The 15,167-nt window shown below is 60.4% G+C and carries 18 protein-coding genes; 9 read left to right on the plus strand and 9 right to left on the minus strand.

What is annotated here, in order from left to right:
* Positions 1 to 332 precede the first annotated feature (332 nt).
* Both V7747_RS18040 and cyaY read right to left on the minus strand, forming a co-directional pair.
* Positions 333 to 527: a DUF1289 domain-containing protein gene (locus V7747_RS18040; RefSeq protein ID WP_335617380.1), complete on the minus strand. Its 195-nt coding sequence runs from the start codon at positions 525 to 527 to the stop codon at positions 333 to 335.
* Complete coding sequence (gene cyaY, locus V7747_RS18045) at positions 524 to 868, minus strand: iron donor protein CyaY (RefSeq protein WP_335617381.1); 345 nt, start codon at positions 866 to 868, stop codon at positions 524 to 526. Before cyaY ends, V7747_RS18040 begins: the two co-directional genes overlap by 4 nt.
* A gap of 127 nt (positions 869 to 995) precedes the next feature.
* Between cyaY and lptM the strand changes: the two genes are divergently transcribed.
* The 6 genes from lptM to V7747_RS18075 are packed head-to-tail and all read left to right on the plus strand — an operon-like array spanning position 996 to position 5,568.
* Positions 996 to 1,142 carry an LPS translocon maturation chaperone LptM gene (lptM, locus tag V7747_RS18050; protein WP_442909297.1) on the plus strand — a complete coding sequence of 49 codons (147 nt, stop codon included), beginning with the start codon at positions 996 to 998 and terminating at the stop codon, positions 1,140 to 1,142.
* A 7-nt stretch (positions 1,143 to 1,149) separates the two neighbouring features.
* Entirely contained in the window at positions 1,150 to 2,403 is a 1,254-nt protein-coding gene (lysA, locus tag V7747_RS18055; RefSeq protein ID WP_335617382.1) for a diaminopimelate decarboxylase, read from the plus strand.
* Position 2,404: 1 nt separating this feature from the next.
* Positions 2,405 to 3,235: a diaminopimelate epimerase gene (gene dapF / locus V7747_RS18060; protein WP_335617383.1), complete on the plus strand. Its 831-nt coding sequence runs from the start codon at positions 2,405 to 2,407 to the stop codon at positions 3,233 to 3,235.
* Complete coding sequence (locus V7747_RS18065) at positions 3,232 to 3,936, plus strand: DUF484 family protein (protein ID WP_335617384.1); 705 nt, start codon at positions 3,232 to 3,234, stop codon at positions 3,934 to 3,936. The genes dapF and V7747_RS18065 overlap by 4 nt, the downstream gene beginning before the upstream one ends.
* Positions 3,920 to 4,861 (plus strand): tyrosine recombinase XerC, encoded by a 942-nt coding sequence (gene xerC / locus V7747_RS18070; RefSeq protein ID WP_335617385.1) that lies wholly within the window; start codon positions 3,920 to 3,922, stop codon positions 4,859 to 4,861. Before V7747_RS18065 ends, xerC begins: the two co-directional genes overlap by 17 nt.
* Complete coding sequence (locus V7747_RS18075; RefSeq protein WP_335617386.1) at positions 4,858 to 5,568, plus strand: HAD family hydrolase; 711 nt, start codon at positions 4,858 to 4,860, stop codon at positions 5,566 to 5,568. The genes xerC and V7747_RS18075 overlap by 4 nt, the downstream gene beginning before the upstream one ends.
* Positions 5,569 to 5,618: 50 nt before the next feature.
* Here V7747_RS18075 and V7747_RS18080 read toward each other — a convergent pair whose 3' ends face one another.
* From V7747_RS18080 to V7747_RS18090, 3 genes are all read right to left on the minus strand, one after another.
* A complete protein-coding gene (locus tag V7747_RS18080) occupies positions 5,619 to 5,921 on the minus strand; it encodes a hypothetical protein (protein ID WP_335617387.1) in 303 nt (100 codons plus the stop codon).
* Between the two features lie 209 nt (positions 5,922 to 6,130).
* Complete coding sequence (locus V7747_RS18085; RefSeq protein ID WP_335617388.1) at positions 6,131 to 6,550, minus strand: secondary thiamine-phosphate synthase enzyme YjbQ; 420 nt, start codon at positions 6,548 to 6,550, stop codon at positions 6,131 to 6,133.
* Positions 6,551 to 6,570: 20 nt separating this feature from the next.
* Complete coding sequence (locus V7747_RS18090) at positions 6,571 to 7,032, minus strand: ATPase (RefSeq protein ID WP_335617389.1); 462 nt, start codon at positions 7,030 to 7,032, stop codon at positions 6,571 to 6,573.
* A 250-nt stretch (positions 7,033 to 7,282) separates the two neighbouring features.
* On the opposite strand from V7747_RS18090, the gene V7747_RS18095 reads away from it, so the two are divergent.
* Complete coding sequence (locus tag V7747_RS18095; RefSeq protein ID WP_335617390.1) at positions 7,283 to 8,905, plus strand: NAD(P)/FAD-dependent oxidoreductase; 1,623 nt, start codon at positions 7,283 to 7,285, stop codon at positions 8,903 to 8,905.
* A 67-nt stretch (positions 8,906 to 8,972) separates the two neighbouring features.
* Here the strand turns inward: V7747_RS18095 and V7747_RS18100 are convergent, their stop codons facing one another.
* The 4 genes from V7747_RS18100 to V7747_RS18115 all read right to left on the minus strand — a co-directional run bounded on the left by V7747_RS18100 (position 8,973) and on the right by V7747_RS18115 (position 12,915).
* Positions 8,973 to 9,719, minus strand: a complete 747-nt coding sequence (locus V7747_RS18100) for a glutaredoxin (RefSeq protein WP_335617391.1) — start codon at positions 9,717 to 9,719, stop codon at positions 8,973 to 8,975.
* A 155-nt stretch (positions 9,720 to 9,874) separates the two neighbouring features.
* The gene (locus V7747_RS18105) at positions 9,875 to 10,594 is read right to left on the minus strand and encodes a copper resistance protein B (protein ID WP_335617392.1); all 720 of its coding nucleotides are present in this window, start codon (positions 10,592 to 10,594) and stop codon (positions 9,875 to 9,877) included.
* A gap of 8 nt (positions 10,595 to 10,602) precedes the next feature.
* Positions 10,603 to 12,321 carry a copper resistance system multicopper oxidase gene (locus tag V7747_RS18110; protein ID WP_442909300.1) on the minus strand — a complete coding sequence of 573 codons (1,719 nt, stop codon included), beginning with the start codon at positions 12,319 to 12,321 and terminating at the stop codon, positions 10,603 to 10,605.
* Between the two features lie 57 nt (positions 12,322 to 12,378).
* Entirely contained in the window at positions 12,379 to 12,915 is a 537-nt protein-coding gene (locus V7747_RS18115) for a cupredoxin domain-containing protein (protein ID WP_335617393.1), read from the minus strand.
* Between the two features lie 183 nt (positions 12,916 to 13,098).
* Between V7747_RS18115 and V7747_RS18120 the strand changes: the two genes are divergently transcribed.
* The gene (locus V7747_RS18120) at positions 13,099 to 13,764 is read left to right on the plus strand and encodes a response regulator transcription factor (protein ID WP_335617394.1); all 666 of its coding nucleotides are present in this window, start codon (positions 13,099 to 13,101) and stop codon (positions 13,762 to 13,764) included.
* Complete coding sequence (locus V7747_RS18125) at positions 13,742 to 15,100, plus strand: sensor histidine kinase (RefSeq protein ID WP_335617395.1); 1,359 nt, start codon at positions 13,742 to 13,744, stop codon at positions 15,098 to 15,100. Before V7747_RS18120 ends, V7747_RS18125 begins: the two co-directional genes overlap by 23 nt.
* Positions 15,101 to 15,167: the final 67 nt, after the last annotated feature.

Here is a 15,167-nt window from a genome sequence, read left to right on the forward strand (position 1 = left end):
ATCAGGCCCTGCTTGGTGCCTTCGATGGTCAGATACGCGGGTGTTGGCATGCTGCTCTCCTTGCTTGAAATGGGGTTGCCGGTTGATCCGGTTGACCAATGACAATCAAGCGCTGTGCCAGAAATGAAAAACGCATTTAAATCAAAGAATTGGGATTATCGAACAAGGGACGAAAAAGCCGTTTGTGAGGTCGATCACGCAAAGTTGCGCAGGATGTTGCGCAGCGCTGTGCAAGTTATTGCGCAGTGGGATGGAGGCGCCGTAGTGCAGGGGTTGCAGGCGCTTTTAGCAGGTTGGCGGCGTGGTTGCTGCGCCAATAGTTGCCAGCCGCGCTAGCGTCCGGCCGTACGCTGCTGGCGCAGCGCGCGCCGCTCGACGGCGAGCGCTATTATCTGCTGCTGCCGAGCATCGGCAGCATTGGCCCACTCCAGAATCTCACTCATCACGCGGCCGCAGCCCAGGCACTCGTCACCATCCAGGCAACATTGCCGCACGCAGGGCGAGGGCTGGCGTCCACGCTCGCTCACGCGGCGTCTTCGTCCAGTTCGAGCTCGACCTCGTCGCCGGTAAGTTCTTCCAGCACCGCAGACAGCACCTGGGCCAGCGAGCCTTCGCCGCCATCGTGCTGCCAACCGTTATCTTCCTGATAACCAAAGTGCAGCGTGGCATCCGGGGTCGCCAGCCAAAGCTCGCGTGACGCCGGCTGGCGGCCGATGACCAGGCGCGGCCCATCGGCGAGCATAAGGACCAACGAACCTTCCACCTGCTCCATGTCCAGATCAAGATCGCAGTCGTCAACCGCATGCTCGATCAGATCCTGTATCCGATCTACCTGCTGATGGAATTCCGCTTCACTCATGTCCTGCATGGGTCTCTCTCTTGTTAATGGCCGCCGGCTCAACACAGCGCAACAGCGCGCCCGCTGAGCGGCTGCTGATGCACCGAGCCGGGTGGCTGGGTATACTGCCGCATATTCTACCTGTAAGGATTCCATCATGAAGCATATCAGCGCACTTCTATTAGGCCTGCTGGTACTCGCTGGCTGCGGCCAGAAGGGTCCGCTCTATCTGCCGGAAGACGTCTCAGGCCAGCCGCCGACGCCGGCGCAGGAAGAACTGATCCAGGAACCGACCGAGAAGTGATGCACCCATGACCGCGTTTGATTACCGCCACGGCGAACTGTACGCCGAAGGGGTCGCATTATCTGCGATTGCCGCCGAGTACGACACCCCTTGCTTCGTTTACTCGCGCAGCGCCATCGAGCAGGCCTACCAGGCCTGGGATTCCGCCCTTCAGGGCGTGCCGCACCTGGTCTGTTTTGCCGTCAAGGCGAACTCCAACCTGGCCGTGTTGAACCTGCTGGCCCGCCAGGGCGCCGGCTTCGACATCGTCTCCGGAGGCGAGCTGGAGCGTGTACTGGCCGCCGGTGGCGAGCCCTCGCGCATTGTTTTCTCCGGCCTGGGCAAGACCGCCGCCGAGATGCGCCGCGCACTTGAGGTCGGCATTCACTGCTTCAACGTCGAATCGGCCGCCGAGCTGGAAAGGCTGCAGCAGGTGGCAGCCGAACTCAACGTCAAGGCGCCCATTTCGCTGCGAGTGAATCCCGATGTTGATGCCAAGACGCACCCCTACATCTCCACCGGGCTGAAGGAAAACAAGTTCGGCATCGATATCGCCCAGGCGCCCGCCGTCTATCGCCGTGCGGCCGAACTGAGCCACATCGAGATCTGTGGCGTGGATTGTCACATCGGCTCGCAACTGACCGACGACACCCCCTTCATTGATGCGTTGCAGCGGCTGCTGCAATTGATCGACGGGCTGGCGGCAGAAGGCATTCAGATTCGCCACCTGGATCTGGGCGGCGGTCTGGGCGTGACCTACCGCGACGAAGCGCCGCCCAGCCCTGGCGCCTATCTGGCCAAGGTACGCGAGGCGCTGGCCGGTCGTGATCTGACCCTGCTGTTCGAACCGGGCCGCTCCATCGTGGCCAACGCTGGCGTGATGCTGACCCGGGTAAACCTGCTCAAACCGACCGAGCACAAGAACTTTGCCATCATCGACGGCGCCATGAATGACCTGATTCGCCCGGCCCTGTACAGCGCCTGGATGGGGATCGACGCGGTCAAGCCGCGCAGCGACGTGGCCGCGCAGCCGTGGGATATCGTCGGCCCCGTGTGTGAAACCGGCGACTTTCTGGGCAAGGATCGCGAGCTGGCACTGGCCGAGGGCGACCTGCTCGCGGTGCGTTCCGCCGGCGCCTACGGCTTTGTCATGAGTTCCAACTACAACACCCGTCCGCGCGCCGCCGAAGTACTGGTAGACGGTGAACAGACCCATCTGGTGCGTCGTCGCGAGACGGTTGCCGAACTGCTAGCCGGCGAGCGCCTGCTGCCCGAGGACTGACATGCTGCTGCGATTCACCAAGATGCACGGTCTGGGCAACGACTTCATGGTCATCGACCTGGTCACCCAGCACGCGCAGCTGTCAGCCAAGCAGATTCGCCAGTGGAGCGACCGCCACACCGGCATCGGTTTCGATCAGCTGTTGGTGGTCGAACCGCCGAGCGACCCGGATACCGACTTTCGCTATCGCATCTACAACGCTGATGGCAGCGAAGTAGAGCAGTGCGGCAATGGCGCACGCTGCTTTGCGCGCTTCGTGCAGGACAAGCGCCTGACCGCCAAGAAAGTCATCCACGTGGAAACCAGCGGCGGCCCCATTACCCTGCGGGTGCGCCGTGATGGCCAGGTCACGGTCGACATGGGCGCGCCGCGCTTTGCACCGGCCGAGGTGCCCTTTATTGCCGAGCAGGAAGCTGCCCAATATCCCTTTGAAGTGGCGGGCGAGCAGCTAATGGTTTCGGCGGTTTCCATGGGCAACCCGCATTGCGTCACCCTGGTCGACGACATCGACAACGGCATGCTGGAACGTTTGGGCGCGCAGATTGAGGCGCATCCGCGCTTCCCGCGCAAGGTCAACGCCGGTTTCATGCAGGTGATCGACCCCGAGCATGCGCGGCTGCGGGTGTTCGAGCGCGGCGTGGGCGAGACCCAGGCCTGCGGCACGGGCGCCTGCGCCGCGGCGGTCGCCGGCATCCGCCTGGGTCTGTTACGCTCCCCGGTACAGATTCAACTGCCGGGCGGCAACCTGCAGATCGAATGGGCCGGCCCCGGCCAACCCGTACTGATGACCGGCCCTGCTACCCGGGTCTACGAAGGACAGATACGCGTATGAGCGAGCAACAGCCGCACCCCAGCGATGAAATCGATGCCGAGCAGGTCACCGAGTACCTGCGCCGTCACCCGGCTTTTTTCGCCGAGCACGACGAACTGCTGGCCGACCTGATCATTCCCCACGAGCGCGGTCAGGCCGTGTCGCTGGTGGAGCGGCAGGTCAAGCTGCTGCGCGAGCGCAATATCGACGTGCGCCATCGGCTCAATCAGTTGATGGACACCGCGCGCGAGAACGACCGGCTGTTCGACAAGAGCCGTCGGTTGATTCTTGGCATGCTCGAAGCGCAAAGCCTTGAGCAGGTGGTCGCCAGCCTGGAAGACAGTCTGCGCAACGACTTTCAGGTGCCCTACGTTTGCCTGATCCTGTTTACCGAAGCCGATCGTTATTCCAACGCCCACTGCGTCACCCACGCCGCCGCCAAGGAGGCCATCGGCCACCTGCTGGACAACGGCAAACCGGTCAGCGGTGCACTGCGCCCGGACGAGCTGCGCTTTCTGTTTGGTGAATCCGCCGAAGAAGTAGCCTCTACCGCCTTTGCACCGATCAGCCATCAGGGGTTGCACGGTGTACTGGCGTTGGGCAGCAAAGATCCGCACCAGTACCGTAGCGCCACGGGTACGCTGTTCCTCGGTTATGTGGCCGATGCCCTGGCCCGTATTCTGCTGCGCCAACGTCCGCTGGCCGATGAAGCACCCGCCTGATCCGGCCGGTGCCGCGACGGCGCCGGCAACCGACAGCGACATCGACGCCTTTCTGCGCCACCTGCGCACCGAGCGCCAGCTGTCGCCGCGCACCCTCGAAGCCTACGCCCACGACCTGCAACAGGTGCTGTTGTTTCGCCAGCAACGCCAGTTGTCTGACTGGAATCAACTGAGCGCACAGCAGTTGCGCCACTACGTGGCCCAGCAGCACCAACAGGGCCTGTCACCGCGCAGCCTGCAACGCCAGCTCAGCGCCATTCGCAGTTTTTACCGCTACCTGCTGCGCGAACGACGCTGTCAGCTCAATCCGGCGCTGGACCTGCGCGCACCCAAGGTCGGCAAAAAGCTACCCAAGACTCTGGATGCCGACCTGGCCGGCCGGCTGCTCGACGACAACGGCGACCCGGACTGGCTGCAAGTGCGTGACCAGGCCATGCTGGAGCTGTTTTATTCTTCCGGACTGCGCCTGGCCGAACTGGCCGGACTGGACGTGGCCGATCTGGACCTGCAGCAAGGTGAGGTCCGAGTTATCGGCAAGGGCAACAAGACCCGCCTGTTGCCGGTAGGGCGCATGGCCAGGTCCGCGCTGCAGTCCTGGCTGGCCGTGCGCCCCGCCCTGCCCGGGGCAGCACAGCCGGTGTTTGTCAGCCAACGCGGCACCCGGCTCACGCCCAGAGCCATTCAGCTGCGAGTGCGCCGCCGTGGCGTCGAGCGTATCGGTCAGCACCTGCACCCGCACATGCTGCGCCACTCCTTCGCCAGCCATATGCTGGAATCCTCCGGCGACTTGCGCGCCGTGCAGGAGCTGCTGGGCCACGCCGACATCAGCACCACCCAGATCTACACCCACTTGGACTTTCAACATCTCGCGCAGGTCTACGACAAGGCCCACCCGCGCGCCAAACGCAAAGCGGATACCGAATGATTCAACTCGTTACCTTCGACCTCGACAACACCCTGTGGGAAACCGAGAGCGTGGTCGCCGCCGCCGAACAGGTGCTGCTGCGCTGGCTGGAGAAGAACGCAGCGCAGTACACCAAACAGCTCAGCCCGGAAGCGCGCAAAGCCCTGCGTGATGAGGTGCTGGCGGCGCAGCCCGAGCTGCGCCACCGCGTAACGCCGCTGCGCATCGCCGTGCTGGAGCTGGGTTTGCGCAAGGCCGGCTACAGCGACGAGCAGGCCAGTGAGCTGGCGGCGCAGGGCTTCAAGGTGTTCCTCGATGCGCGCCACCAGCTGGAGTACTTCCCGCACGCCGAGCTGGTGCTGGAATTGCTGTCGCGGCAGTACCAGCTGGCGAGCATCTCCAACGGTAATGCCGATGTGCGCCGTCTGGGGCTGGATCGCTTTTTCAAGATCATCGTTTCAGCCGACGAGGTCGGTTTGAGCAAGCCCGATGCTGCGCCCTTTCGCGCGGCACTGCAGGCCGCCGGCGTGGAGCCGGCCCAGGCACTGCATATTGGTGACCACCCCGGCGACGATATTCAGGGTGCGCTTGATGTGGGCATGCACACACTGTGGTTCAACCCGCAGGGCAAGGCATGGCCACAGCAACCCCGCCCGCACGGTGAGGTACGCTGCCTAAGCGAAATTCCACCCTGGCTCAACCGCTACATCAAATACGCGCAACGCTGAACCGACAGCACCGCCGGAAGGCGGTGCTGTCAAGGCGGGGACACGGGGTATTAGATAGGGCGGCTGCCGTACTTGTTGTCAGGCTTACGCGGTGGATCGGACACCACGTTGGAGTCGATCTCCTGCACCTTGCCGCCACGCGACAAAAACTCTTCCATCTGCCGTGCCAACATCTCGCGCTCACGTTCCTTGGCTTCCAGCGAAGCGCTTTCCAGCTCCTCCGGTTGCGCATTCTTCTTGCGCGGTTTGCTGGCCGCTACCTCGCCGTCGGAATCGTCGTCGCTGTCATCCAGCTGATCGCTGACCTCGGTGTCTTCAACGCCGTCCAGATCATCGTCCATATCATCGCTCATGCCCCACACCCTCCCAAGGGAAAACAGGCTATATATAGCGCATCAGGGTGATTTGGCTAGCCCCCACGCAGAAAATATTTGCGCGCTGCTGCCTGTGCTAGAGGGTCGCGCCCTCAGTCAGGCGCGCCAACTGATCAAGGTCGGTCTGCACGCCGGACGTCTCGCGGATACCTTCAACAGAAAAAGCCAGTTACACCATTGCGGTGCGCTTACTCGCCCTGCAGAGTGGCCAGCAGATGGCGACCGCCGGCATGCACACGGTGCTCGCCCAGATAGATGCCCTGCCAGGTGCCCATAGCCAGGCGACCGTCGCTCACCGGGATGCTCAACTGCACACCCAGCAGGCTCGACTTGATATGCGCAGTCATGTCGTCCGGGCCTTCATAGGTATGTTTGAAGTAAGGGGTATCATCCGCTACGGCGCGCCGGAAAAAAGCTTCAAAGTCTTCACGTACCAGTGGGTCGGCGTTCTCGTTCACCGTCAGCGAGGCAGAGGTGTGCTGCAACCACAGATGCAACAAACCGACCCGCACCGAGCCGAGTTCGGGCAGCGCTGCGAGTATTTCCTGGTCAATCAGATGAAACCCGCGCTGGCGGGCCTTAAGGTTGATGCGCTTTTGTAGCCACATATCGCCCTCGCACTCCCTTGTCACATTTCCTGTGCGCGCTGCGCCTGCTCGGCCAGGCGCAGGGTTTCGTGCTGCTCCATGGCCAGCAAATCCTGCATCAGCTCGCGACCGCCAGCCGTCTCCGCGCGGCCTTCGAGATAACGGTACAAGTCCAGCGCATCGTTGTGCAGATCGAATACCCGAGTACAGATGGCGTCGTAATCCAGGCCCGCAAAACTCTCTTCAACATCCAGCGTCCGCGTGCGAGGGTTATCGGTGAAATGGTCGTACACCCAGCTATCGAGCACATTGATGTCGGCCTGTTGCTCAAAGCGCGCCACCATCTGCTGCATACAGCGCTCGTGGTCCGCCAGATATTGCAGCAACCAGCGCATACGCTCCGAGCTTTCGCCCGATACGGCACCGGCCTCCATGCACTTGGCGAGCTGGCCATGCATATGCTGCGTCCATTCGATCAACTCACGATAGGTTTCCGCTTTCATCAAGCCTCCTGCTGGTGCGCAAGCGTTGCGCTCTGATTGTGTACCTGATTTTTTGGCCCCGACGCGGCAGGCAAGTTCAGTATGGGCTGTAACCTGAGGTTGCAGCCAACCCGCGTATTGCCGCGGACGGCGGCGCGGTGGGCATGACAGCCTGGTACGCCAAAGGTAAACTACGCGGCTTGCGGCTGCAGCCGAAAATGCCGCCTCCCTGACATTACCTCTGCCGGAGTCACCGGCCAGGACCCCAAGCATGATCCGCATAAACGAACTGCAATTGCCCCTCGACCACCCCGCTGATGCCCTGCGCACGGCCATTGTGGCGCGCCTGAAAATCAACGATGCCCAGTTGCTGGACTTCAGCGTATTCAAGCGCAGTTACGACGCGCGCAAGAAGAACAGCGAAATCACCTTTGTCTACATCATTGATGCCACGCTGGACAACGAAGCGCCGGTGCTCAAGCGCTTTGCCAACGACCGCAACGTGCGCCCCGCGCCGGACACCGCGTACTATCCGGTTGCCCAGGCACCAGAGGGGCTGACCGAGCGCCCGCTGATCATCGGCTTTGGACCCTGCGGCCTGTTCGCCGCCCTCACCCTGGCGCAGATGGGCTTCAAGCCCATAGTGCTGGAGCGCGGACGAGACGTGCGCAGCCGCACCAAAGATACCTGGGCACTGTGGCGCAACAAGGTGTTGTCACCCGAATCCAACGTGCAGTTTGGTGAAGGCGGCGCGGGCCTGTTCTCTGACGGCAAACTCTACAGTCAGATCAAGGACCCCAAGTTCTATGGTCGCAAGGTCATGCAGGAGTTTGTTCGCGCCGGCGCGCCTGAGGAGATCATGTTCGTCAGCAAGCCGCATATCGGCACCTTCCGCCTCACCGGCGTAGTGTCGAGCATGCGCGAAGAAATCAAGGCGCTCGGTGGCGAAGTAAGATTTGATAGCCGCGTTACCGATTTCATCATCAACGACGGTCGCATCGAAGGCGTGCAGCTAAGCAGCGGTGAAGAGCTGCGCAGCCGTTACGTAGTGCTCGCGCTGGGCCACAGCGCGCGCGATACATTCCGCACCCTGCACCAGCGTGGTGTCTATGTTGAGGCCAAACCCTTCGCCGTCGGCTTTCGTATCGAACATCCGCAATCGCTGATCGACCAGGCGCGGCTCGGCAAATACGCCGGCCATCCGGAGCTGGGCGCGGCTGATTACAAGCTGGTACACCACGCCAAGAACGGCCGGGCGGTTTACAGCTTCTGCATGTGCCCGGGCGGCATGGTGGTGGCCGCGACCTCAGAGCCTGGGCGCGTGGTCACCAACGGCATGAGCCAATATTCGCGCAATGAACGCAATGCCAATGCCGGCATTGTGGTGGGCATTCATCCCGAGCAGGACTTCCCCGGCAGCCCGCTGGCTGGCGTTGAGCTGCAGGAGAAACTGGAGTCTCGTGCCTATGAGCTGGGCGGCAGCGACTACTGCGCGCCCGGCCAGCTGGTTGGCGACTTTATCCGCGGCAAGGCCTCCAGCACCCTCGGTGAAGTTCAGCCATCCTATCAACCGGGCGTGCTGCTAGGCGACCTGGCGCAAGCGCTACCAGCCTACGCGATTGACGCGATTCGCGAAGCCTTGCCGGCCTTTGGCAAACAAATTCGCGGCTTCGACCGGCATGATGCGGTACTCACCGGGATCGAAACTCGCACCTCATCGCCAGTGCGCATCAAGCGCGATAATCTCTCGTTGCAAAGCCTTAACACGCGTGGCCTTTACCCCGCTGGCGAGGGGGCTGGCTATGCCGGCGGCATTCTCTCGGCAGGGGTAGACGGCATCAAGGTTGCCGAGGCGCTCGCCACCGCGATGCTGGCGGATTTGCAAAATAAATAGCCCTGCTCAGCGGGCGGACGCGAGGGTAGCGTCTCCCGCGCGGCGGCGCGAAGTGGTCTCTGACGGGTTACCCCAGCTTGATCAACATCCAGAGAGCCATACCGACCATCATCAGATTCTCGGTGAGGGAGATGAAGCCAAGGGGTACATTGCTATCGCCCCCCACGCAGGCACATTTGAGCTCTCGTCTGTCGATATAGACCGCTTTGAATACCGATACAGCTCCAATGCTGCCAATAATCAATGCCAACGGAATCGCCAGCCACAGCAGGGCGCCAGCAATCATCAAAATACCCGCCAGCGCTTCGCCAAAGGGATAAATAAAGGCATATCGCACCCAGCGCTGGGCCAACAGGTCATAGCCCAGAAACATGTTGGAGAAACTGTCCAGATCGCGCAGTTTGAGTATCGCCAGCACACACATCGAGATGGCCACAAACCATTCCAACGCGCGCACACTGAAGACAGTGCCCAGCGCAGCCCAACTGAACCCCAGCGCCATTAGCGCCGCTGTGGCAAAGACCGCAATTACCGGTTGGTAGGTCACTGCATCCGGATCCTTTACCGACTTGCCAAAATAGCGGCGCAAATCGTCATAACCCCCTACGCGCTGGTTATCGATAAAAGTCTGCGGCGTGGTATCAACATCGTGTTGGTGCTTGAAAGCATCGGTTTCTTCGCGACTTGTCAGCCAATGATCTTCCACCTGAAAACCTTCGCGCTTGAGCAGGTCGAGAGATTTGAGCCCAAAGGGGCAAAGATGGTTTTTCATTACCATGCGATAGAGTTTTGCGTCGCGTTGTTGATCCGTCATAACCTCACCTCGCTTTGTCAGCTATCAAAACTGCAGTTACCGCTGGCGATATCAGCCGGGCGACTAACAGGAGCATCACTGGTCAATCAAGACGCCGATGGAAGCGCCTCTTGGTTGTTCCGACCCGCTTTGCGCCTGCCCTGTTCCGCTGCCAGCTAGAACATCAGGCGCACGCCAGCCACTGCAAACCAAGCCTGATCAGGCTCGCCATGTTCAGTGGCAAAATCTGCAGTGCGCCCGAAACTGCGTTCGTAGACCACACCAACGTAGGGCGAAACGCTGCGGTCTATCAGGTCGTAGCTCAAGCGCAGGCCCAGCTCCATGCTGCTCAGCCCGGCCCCTACACCAACCTCTTCGTCATCCGAAAAGGCCGCGTCGAGCTCAGCGGAGGGCGTTAATATCAGACGATTGCTCAGCAGGATTTCATATTCGGCATCCAGGTCTATCGACAGGACGCCCCGATCGCTGACATACAGATTGCTATCCAGCTCAACCCAATAGGGCGCCAGACCAGCCAGCCCGACAAAAGCGTACTGCCGATTCTGTCCATCGGGTGTGTCAAAGCGCAGCCCAGCCTTGGCATCAAAGAAGGTGGAAACCGGAACCTGCAATGCCAATTGATTTTCCAGCGTCTCGTAAACCTCCTCCTGGAAGTCATACTCTCCCTCGGAGATCCAGCGAAGCTTGAGATCGTCGGTGCCGTAAAAGGCATCGGCACTCCAGTAACCCAGCTCCTCGCCGCGATCACCTGCGCGGTACTCCAACGCCTCGACCTGCAAGCCATAGAAATAGCCGCTGTGCATCGAATGCTTCATTTGCGCTTCCATCGCTTGCAGCGGTAGCGCTGGCAGCAGCCCGGTTGCTAGGGCAAACATGACCTTTCTCATTGCGCACCTCCGGCTGCGGTGGTCGGCCCACCCTCTACAATCACTGTGCGGAACATGCCCGCTGCTGCGTGGTAAGACAGGTGGCAGTGGAACGCCCATTTACCTGGCGCATCCACTTCCGTTTCCATGTATACGGTGGTGCCCGGCGCCACACTGACCACATGCTTGACCGGATTCCACTTGTCCGCACCCACATCCAGAATCGACCACATGCCGTGCAGGTGCATGGGGTGCGTCATCATGGTTTCGTTGACGAACTTGAAGCGCACCCGCTCGCCATACTGCAACCGGATGGGCTCAGCATCCGACTCCTTCACGCCGTTGATCGACCAGATATAGCGCTCCATATTGCCGGTTAGGCGCAGCTCGATTTCGCGGGTGGGTTCGCGGTCAGCGTATAAGGGTTTTTGTGCCCGCAGGTCTGCGTACGACAGAAACTTACCCTCGTTGTAGGCACTGGGAAGCAGACCGCTGCCGGCAGCGTAGAAGGGATCGGCAGGCAGCGCTGCGTCGCCCATCACCATCTTGGCGTGATCCATGCCATGCATACCCGACATGTCCATCTTCGAGTGATCCATGCCTTGCATTCCCGACATGTCCATCTTCGAATGATCCATGCCTTGCATTCCCGACATGTCCATCTTCGAGTGATCCATGCCGCCCATATTGCCTTGGGCCATGCCCATATCAGCCATAGTCAGCAGCGGCGCTGGGCGTAGCGCCGGTATGGGGCCTTGCATTCCGGCTCTTGGTGCCAAGGTGCCACGCGCATACCCGGAACGCCCCATGGACTCGGCAAACAAGGTGTAAGCGTTGTCATCCTTGGGCTGCACTATGACGTCATAGGTTTCAGCGACACCAATGCGCAACTCATCAACCTGTACTGGCTGCACGTTGTTGCCATCGGCTTGCACCACCGTCATTTTCAAGCCCGGCAGACGCACATCAAAGTAGGTCATCGCGGAGGAGTTGATCAGCCGCAACCGCACTCGCTCACCCGGATTGAACACCCCGGTCCAGTTCTGCTCCGGCCCCTTGCCATTGATCAGGCCGGTAAAACCCTGCACATCTTCCACATCAGCGGCCATCATGCGCATTTGCCCCCACATCAGCCGATCATCCAGCGTCGCGGCAATACCATTGCGCTTGCTGTCGGCCCAAAAACTGGCGACCGTCTGCTGCTGGCGATTGTAATAGTCGGGCATCATCTTCAAATTGCGCATGATGCGATCGCCCGAGTGCGGATGCTTGTCGGTGAGCTGCACCACGTAGTCACGGTCATACCGATAGGGCTCCCGGCCCTGCGGCTCGATAACGATGGCGCCATAAGCACCATCCGGTTCCTGAAATCCGGAGTGACTATGGAACCAGTAGGTCCCGGACTGTTTGATCGGAAAGCGGTAAACAAAGGTTTCGCCCGGCGCGATACCGGCATAGCTGATACCCGGCACGCCATCCATTTGAAACGGCAGAACCAAACCATGCCAGTGAATCGAGGTCATCTCGTCCAGGTTATTGGTTACCTTGATGACGACATCTTCCCCCTCTTTAAACCGCAATACTGGCCCCGGCGAGGCGCCGTTATAGCCAATGCCCTGCTTTTGAAAGCTGCCGACATCAATCATTACCCGATCAACCGTCAACGCGTATTCACCACCCAGCGCCATCATCGGCGCCAGTAACACCAGTAGCAGCACCTGCCGCATCACCTGCATATACATCCGCCTCTACCCCTCAGGTATTTTTCGCAATCACTGAACCACCCCATCCGCTCACTGCAGGCTAATCTCGCCCTGCATGCCCGCTTGATAGTGGCCTGGCACATTGCAGGCAAATTGCAGGTTGGCCGCTTTGGCAAAGGTCCAGATGAGCTCGGCCTGTTCACCGGGTTCCAGCAGCACACTGTTCGGATCGTCATGCCTCATGGTATGGCCGTTGCCCATATCCATCTCCATCATGCTGCGATCCAGCTTGTCGCCTTTCAGCACCCCGTGCTGCACCATCATCAGCATTTCGGTCTGATGCCGTTCGTGCATCGCTGCAGTCCCAATATTGAACTCGTGCACCAGGCCGCCCTGATTGATAATCTGAAAACGTACCGTTTCGCCCTCGCGGACGCTGAAGCTTTCAGGCTCGAAGTAGTTATCGTGCATGCTGATCTCAATGGTGCGCGCCACTTCGGATGCCTTACCCGGCGGCCCCATGGCAGCCGCAGCAACGTGCTGATCGTGGCCCGCAGAGGCCTCCACTCCAGAAACAACCAGGACTGCCCACAGCCCTGCGCCAACCGACAAGAGAATTTTCTTCATAAGGTTCCGCCCTTGCTTCACCAGCGAGTGCACACGAACCCGAGCACTCACAAAAAACCGTTTGAATTGACAACCACCCGGGTTGCCGATGCACTCTCACAGCCTGATAGCCAGTGATTAGGCGCTCAGCATGTCGCGCGAAACTGAATCCTGACTGAACAAACCTGAAAAGAGAGGCACCCCATGCGGCTGCTGCTGGTAGAAGATGATCCCTTGCTGCAAAGCACCTTGCGCCAGAGTCTGGAACATGCAGGCTTTGCAGTAGATGCCAGCGACTCGGCCAGCACGGCTGCGCAATTGGGTTTGCAGGAAAATTATCGTGTGGCTGTGGTAGATATTGGCCTACCTGACGGCGATGGGCTGGAGATCATGCAGCAATGGCGACACGCCGGTTGTGAGATGCCGGTACTGCTGCTGACTGCCCGCGACAGCTGGCAGGACAAGGTCAACGGATTGAAAGCCGGGGCCGACGACTATCTGGCAAAGCCGTTCCACTGGGAAGAGCTGCTGGCTCGACTGCAGGCACTGATCAGACGCAGTGAAGGCCGCACCTCCAGCACCATTGAGGCGGGTCGTTATCGTCTCGACGAAGAGCGACAGCGGGTGTGCACGCCGGATGGTCAATGGCACGGCTTGACCGGCACCGAGTTTCGGTTGCTCCGCTGCTTCATGAGCCGCCCAAACCGCCTGTTCTCCAAGGAAGAGTTGCTGGAGCAGCTCTACAATCTCGAAGCTGAGCCCAGCTTGAACACCATAGAAGCCTACATCCGCCGACTTCGACTGTTGATTGGCCGCAATGCAATTCAAACCCAGCGAGGCCAAGGCTATGTCTTTACTGCCCAAGAGTAAGCCGGGCCGTTCGATTCGCACCACGCTGCTGTGCTGGCTGCTGCCGTTCGCCGCCATATTCATGGGCGTCGCCTGGGTTCTGCATGGCGTGTTACTCGAGCGCATGACGCGCGATTTCGTAAAAGACCGGCTGTATCAGGAAGCCGCCTTTATCGAACAGAGTCTGCGCGCCACCCCTGCCGGCGATCGTAATCAGATCACCTTCCACCACGACGCTGGTAACGCCTCGACCCACCATGTCTATGCGGTCAGCCTGGCCGGCCGCGAGCTGTTCTCACACCCGGACTGGAGCGCCCAGCTGCAACCCTGGCTAAGCCAAGCTGAAACGGGCTTGCAGACCTTGAGTGCACAACTGCCGGGCCAGACAGCTGCCAGTTACTTCCTCGCCTACCGCGCCATCTCCTCGGTGGGCGGCCAGCCGCTGATCATCGTTGTGGCCGAGGATTACAGCGTGCTCAAGGCCGGTGAACAGGAGCTCCATCTCTGGACCGCTGTGGTTGCCATAGCACTGCTGCTGTTATTGATCGGCATGATCTGGGTCGCTGTGCATCTGTCTCTGCGCCCCACCACTCAGTTGCGTCATCAGCTGCAGCAGTTGCGCCAAGGCGAGCGATCACGGCTCGAAGAAGCCGTCCCTGCGGAGTTTCAGCGTCTGACGCAACAGCTCAACCAACTACTCGACACACTGGACCAGCGCCTGACTCGCTCTCGCCAAACGAATGCCAATCTGTCGCACAGCGTGAAAACCCCGATTGCGGCTATTACCCAGATGCTGAGCACCGCTCAACACCCCATCGATGACACAATGCGCGCGCAGATAACCAGCAAGCTGGCAGAAATCAATCATCAGCTCGACACCTCCCTGCGAAGTGCCCAAGCCGCCGGGCCTCAAGCAGGTAAAAACGCCAACCCTGTGATGCAGGCGCGCGAGATGCTCTGGATGCTTGGGCGTCTGTATGCCGACAAACGCTTTGAGCTCGACATCCAGATCGACGAGCACCAGCTTTGGCCAATCGAGGAGCAGGATCTGAATGAGTTGCTAGGTAACCTGATCGACAATGCCGGAAAGTGGGCGAGCTCGCAGGTTATTGTGCGCCTGCAACAGAATGCACAGGCGTTCGAAATTCAGGTCGCAGACGATGGTATCGGCGTAGCGGCCGAGCAACTCGAGCAGTTGGGCACACGCGGGCTTCGCCTGGATCAGCAAGTGCCCGGACATGGCCTTGGGTTAGCCATAGTGAGAGAGACCGTCGAGCGCTATGATGGCACGCTGCAGTTTGCGGCCAGTACTCAGGGTGGCTTGCTGGCGTGCATTCGCCTGCCCCGCCAACCCTGAGCTGCAGACACAAACAAAGAGGGCGCCCATGGGGCGCCCTTTCTGTTATTTCCGGTAGTGCCAGTCA

Source organism: Halopseudomonas sp. (assembly GCF_036960865.1).
In the GTDB taxonomy this organism is placed as follows: domain Bacteria; phylum Pseudomonadota; class Gammaproteobacteria; order Pseudomonadales; family Pseudomonadaceae; genus Halopseudomonas.

Excerpts from the sequence above, each read along its gene's own strand:
- cyaY (WP_335617381.1), bottom strand. The coding sequence starts at position 868 with ATGCAGGACATGAGTGAAGCGGAATTCCATCAGCAGGTAGATCGGATA.
- lptM (WP_442909297.1), top strand. The coding sequence starts at position 996 with ATGAAGCATATCAGCGCACTTCTATTAGGCCTGCTGGTACTCGCTGGC.
- lysA (WP_335617382.1), top strand. The coding sequence starts at position 1,150 with ATGACCGCGTTTGATTACCGCCACGGCGAACTGTACGCCGAAGGGGTC.
- dapF (WP_335617383.1), top strand. The coding sequence starts at position 2,405 with ATGCTGCTGCGATTCACCAAGATGCACGGTCTGGGCAACGACTTCATG.
- V7747_RS18065 (WP_335617384.1), top strand. The coding sequence starts at position 3,232 with ATGAGCGAGCAACAGCCGCACCCCAGCGATGAAATCGATGCCGAGCAG.
- xerC (WP_335617385.1), top strand. The coding sequence starts at position 3,920 with ATGAAGCACCCGCCTGATCCGGCCGGTGCCGCGACGGCGCCGGCAACC.
- V7747_RS18075 (WP_335617386.1), top strand. The coding sequence starts at position 4,858 with ATGATTCAACTCGTTACCTTCGACCTCGACAACACCCTGTGGGAAACC.
- V7747_RS18080 (WP_335617387.1), bottom strand. The coding sequence starts at position 5,921 with ATGAGCGATGATATGGACGATGATCTGGACGGCGTTGAAGACACCGAG.
- V7747_RS18085 (WP_335617388.1), bottom strand. The coding sequence starts at position 6,550 with ATGTGGCTACAAAAGCGCATCAACCTTAAGGCCCGCCAGCGCGGGTTT.
- V7747_RS18090 (WP_335617389.1), bottom strand. The coding sequence starts at position 7,032 with ATGAAAGCGGAAACCTATCGTGAGTTGATCGAATGGACGCAGCATATG.
- V7747_RS18095 (WP_335617390.1), top strand. The coding sequence starts at position 7,283 with ATGATCCGCATAAACGAACTGCAATTGCCCCTCGACCACCCCGCTGAT.
- V7747_RS18100 (WP_335617391.1), bottom strand. The coding sequence starts at position 9,719 with ATGACGGATCAACAACGCGACGCAAAACTCTATCGCATGGTAATGAAA.
- V7747_RS18105 (WP_335617392.1), bottom strand. The coding sequence starts at position 10,594 with ATGTTTGCCCTAGCAACCGGGCTGCTGCCAGCGCTACCGCTGCAAGCG.
- V7747_RS18110 (WP_442909300.1), bottom strand. The coding sequence starts at position 12,321 with ATGCAGGTGATGCGGCAGGTGCTGCTACTGGTGTTACTGGCGCCGATG.
- V7747_RS18115 (WP_335617393.1), bottom strand. The coding sequence starts at position 12,915 with ATGAAGAAAATTCTCTTGTCGGTTGGCGCAGGGCTGTGGGCAGTCCTG.
- V7747_RS18120 (WP_335617394.1), top strand. The coding sequence starts at position 13,099 with ATGCGGCTGCTGCTGGTAGAAGATGATCCCTTGCTGCAAAGCACCTTG.
- V7747_RS18125 (WP_335617395.1), top strand. The coding sequence starts at position 13,742 with ATGTCTTTACTGCCCAAGAGTAAGCCGGGCCGTTCGATTCGCACCACG.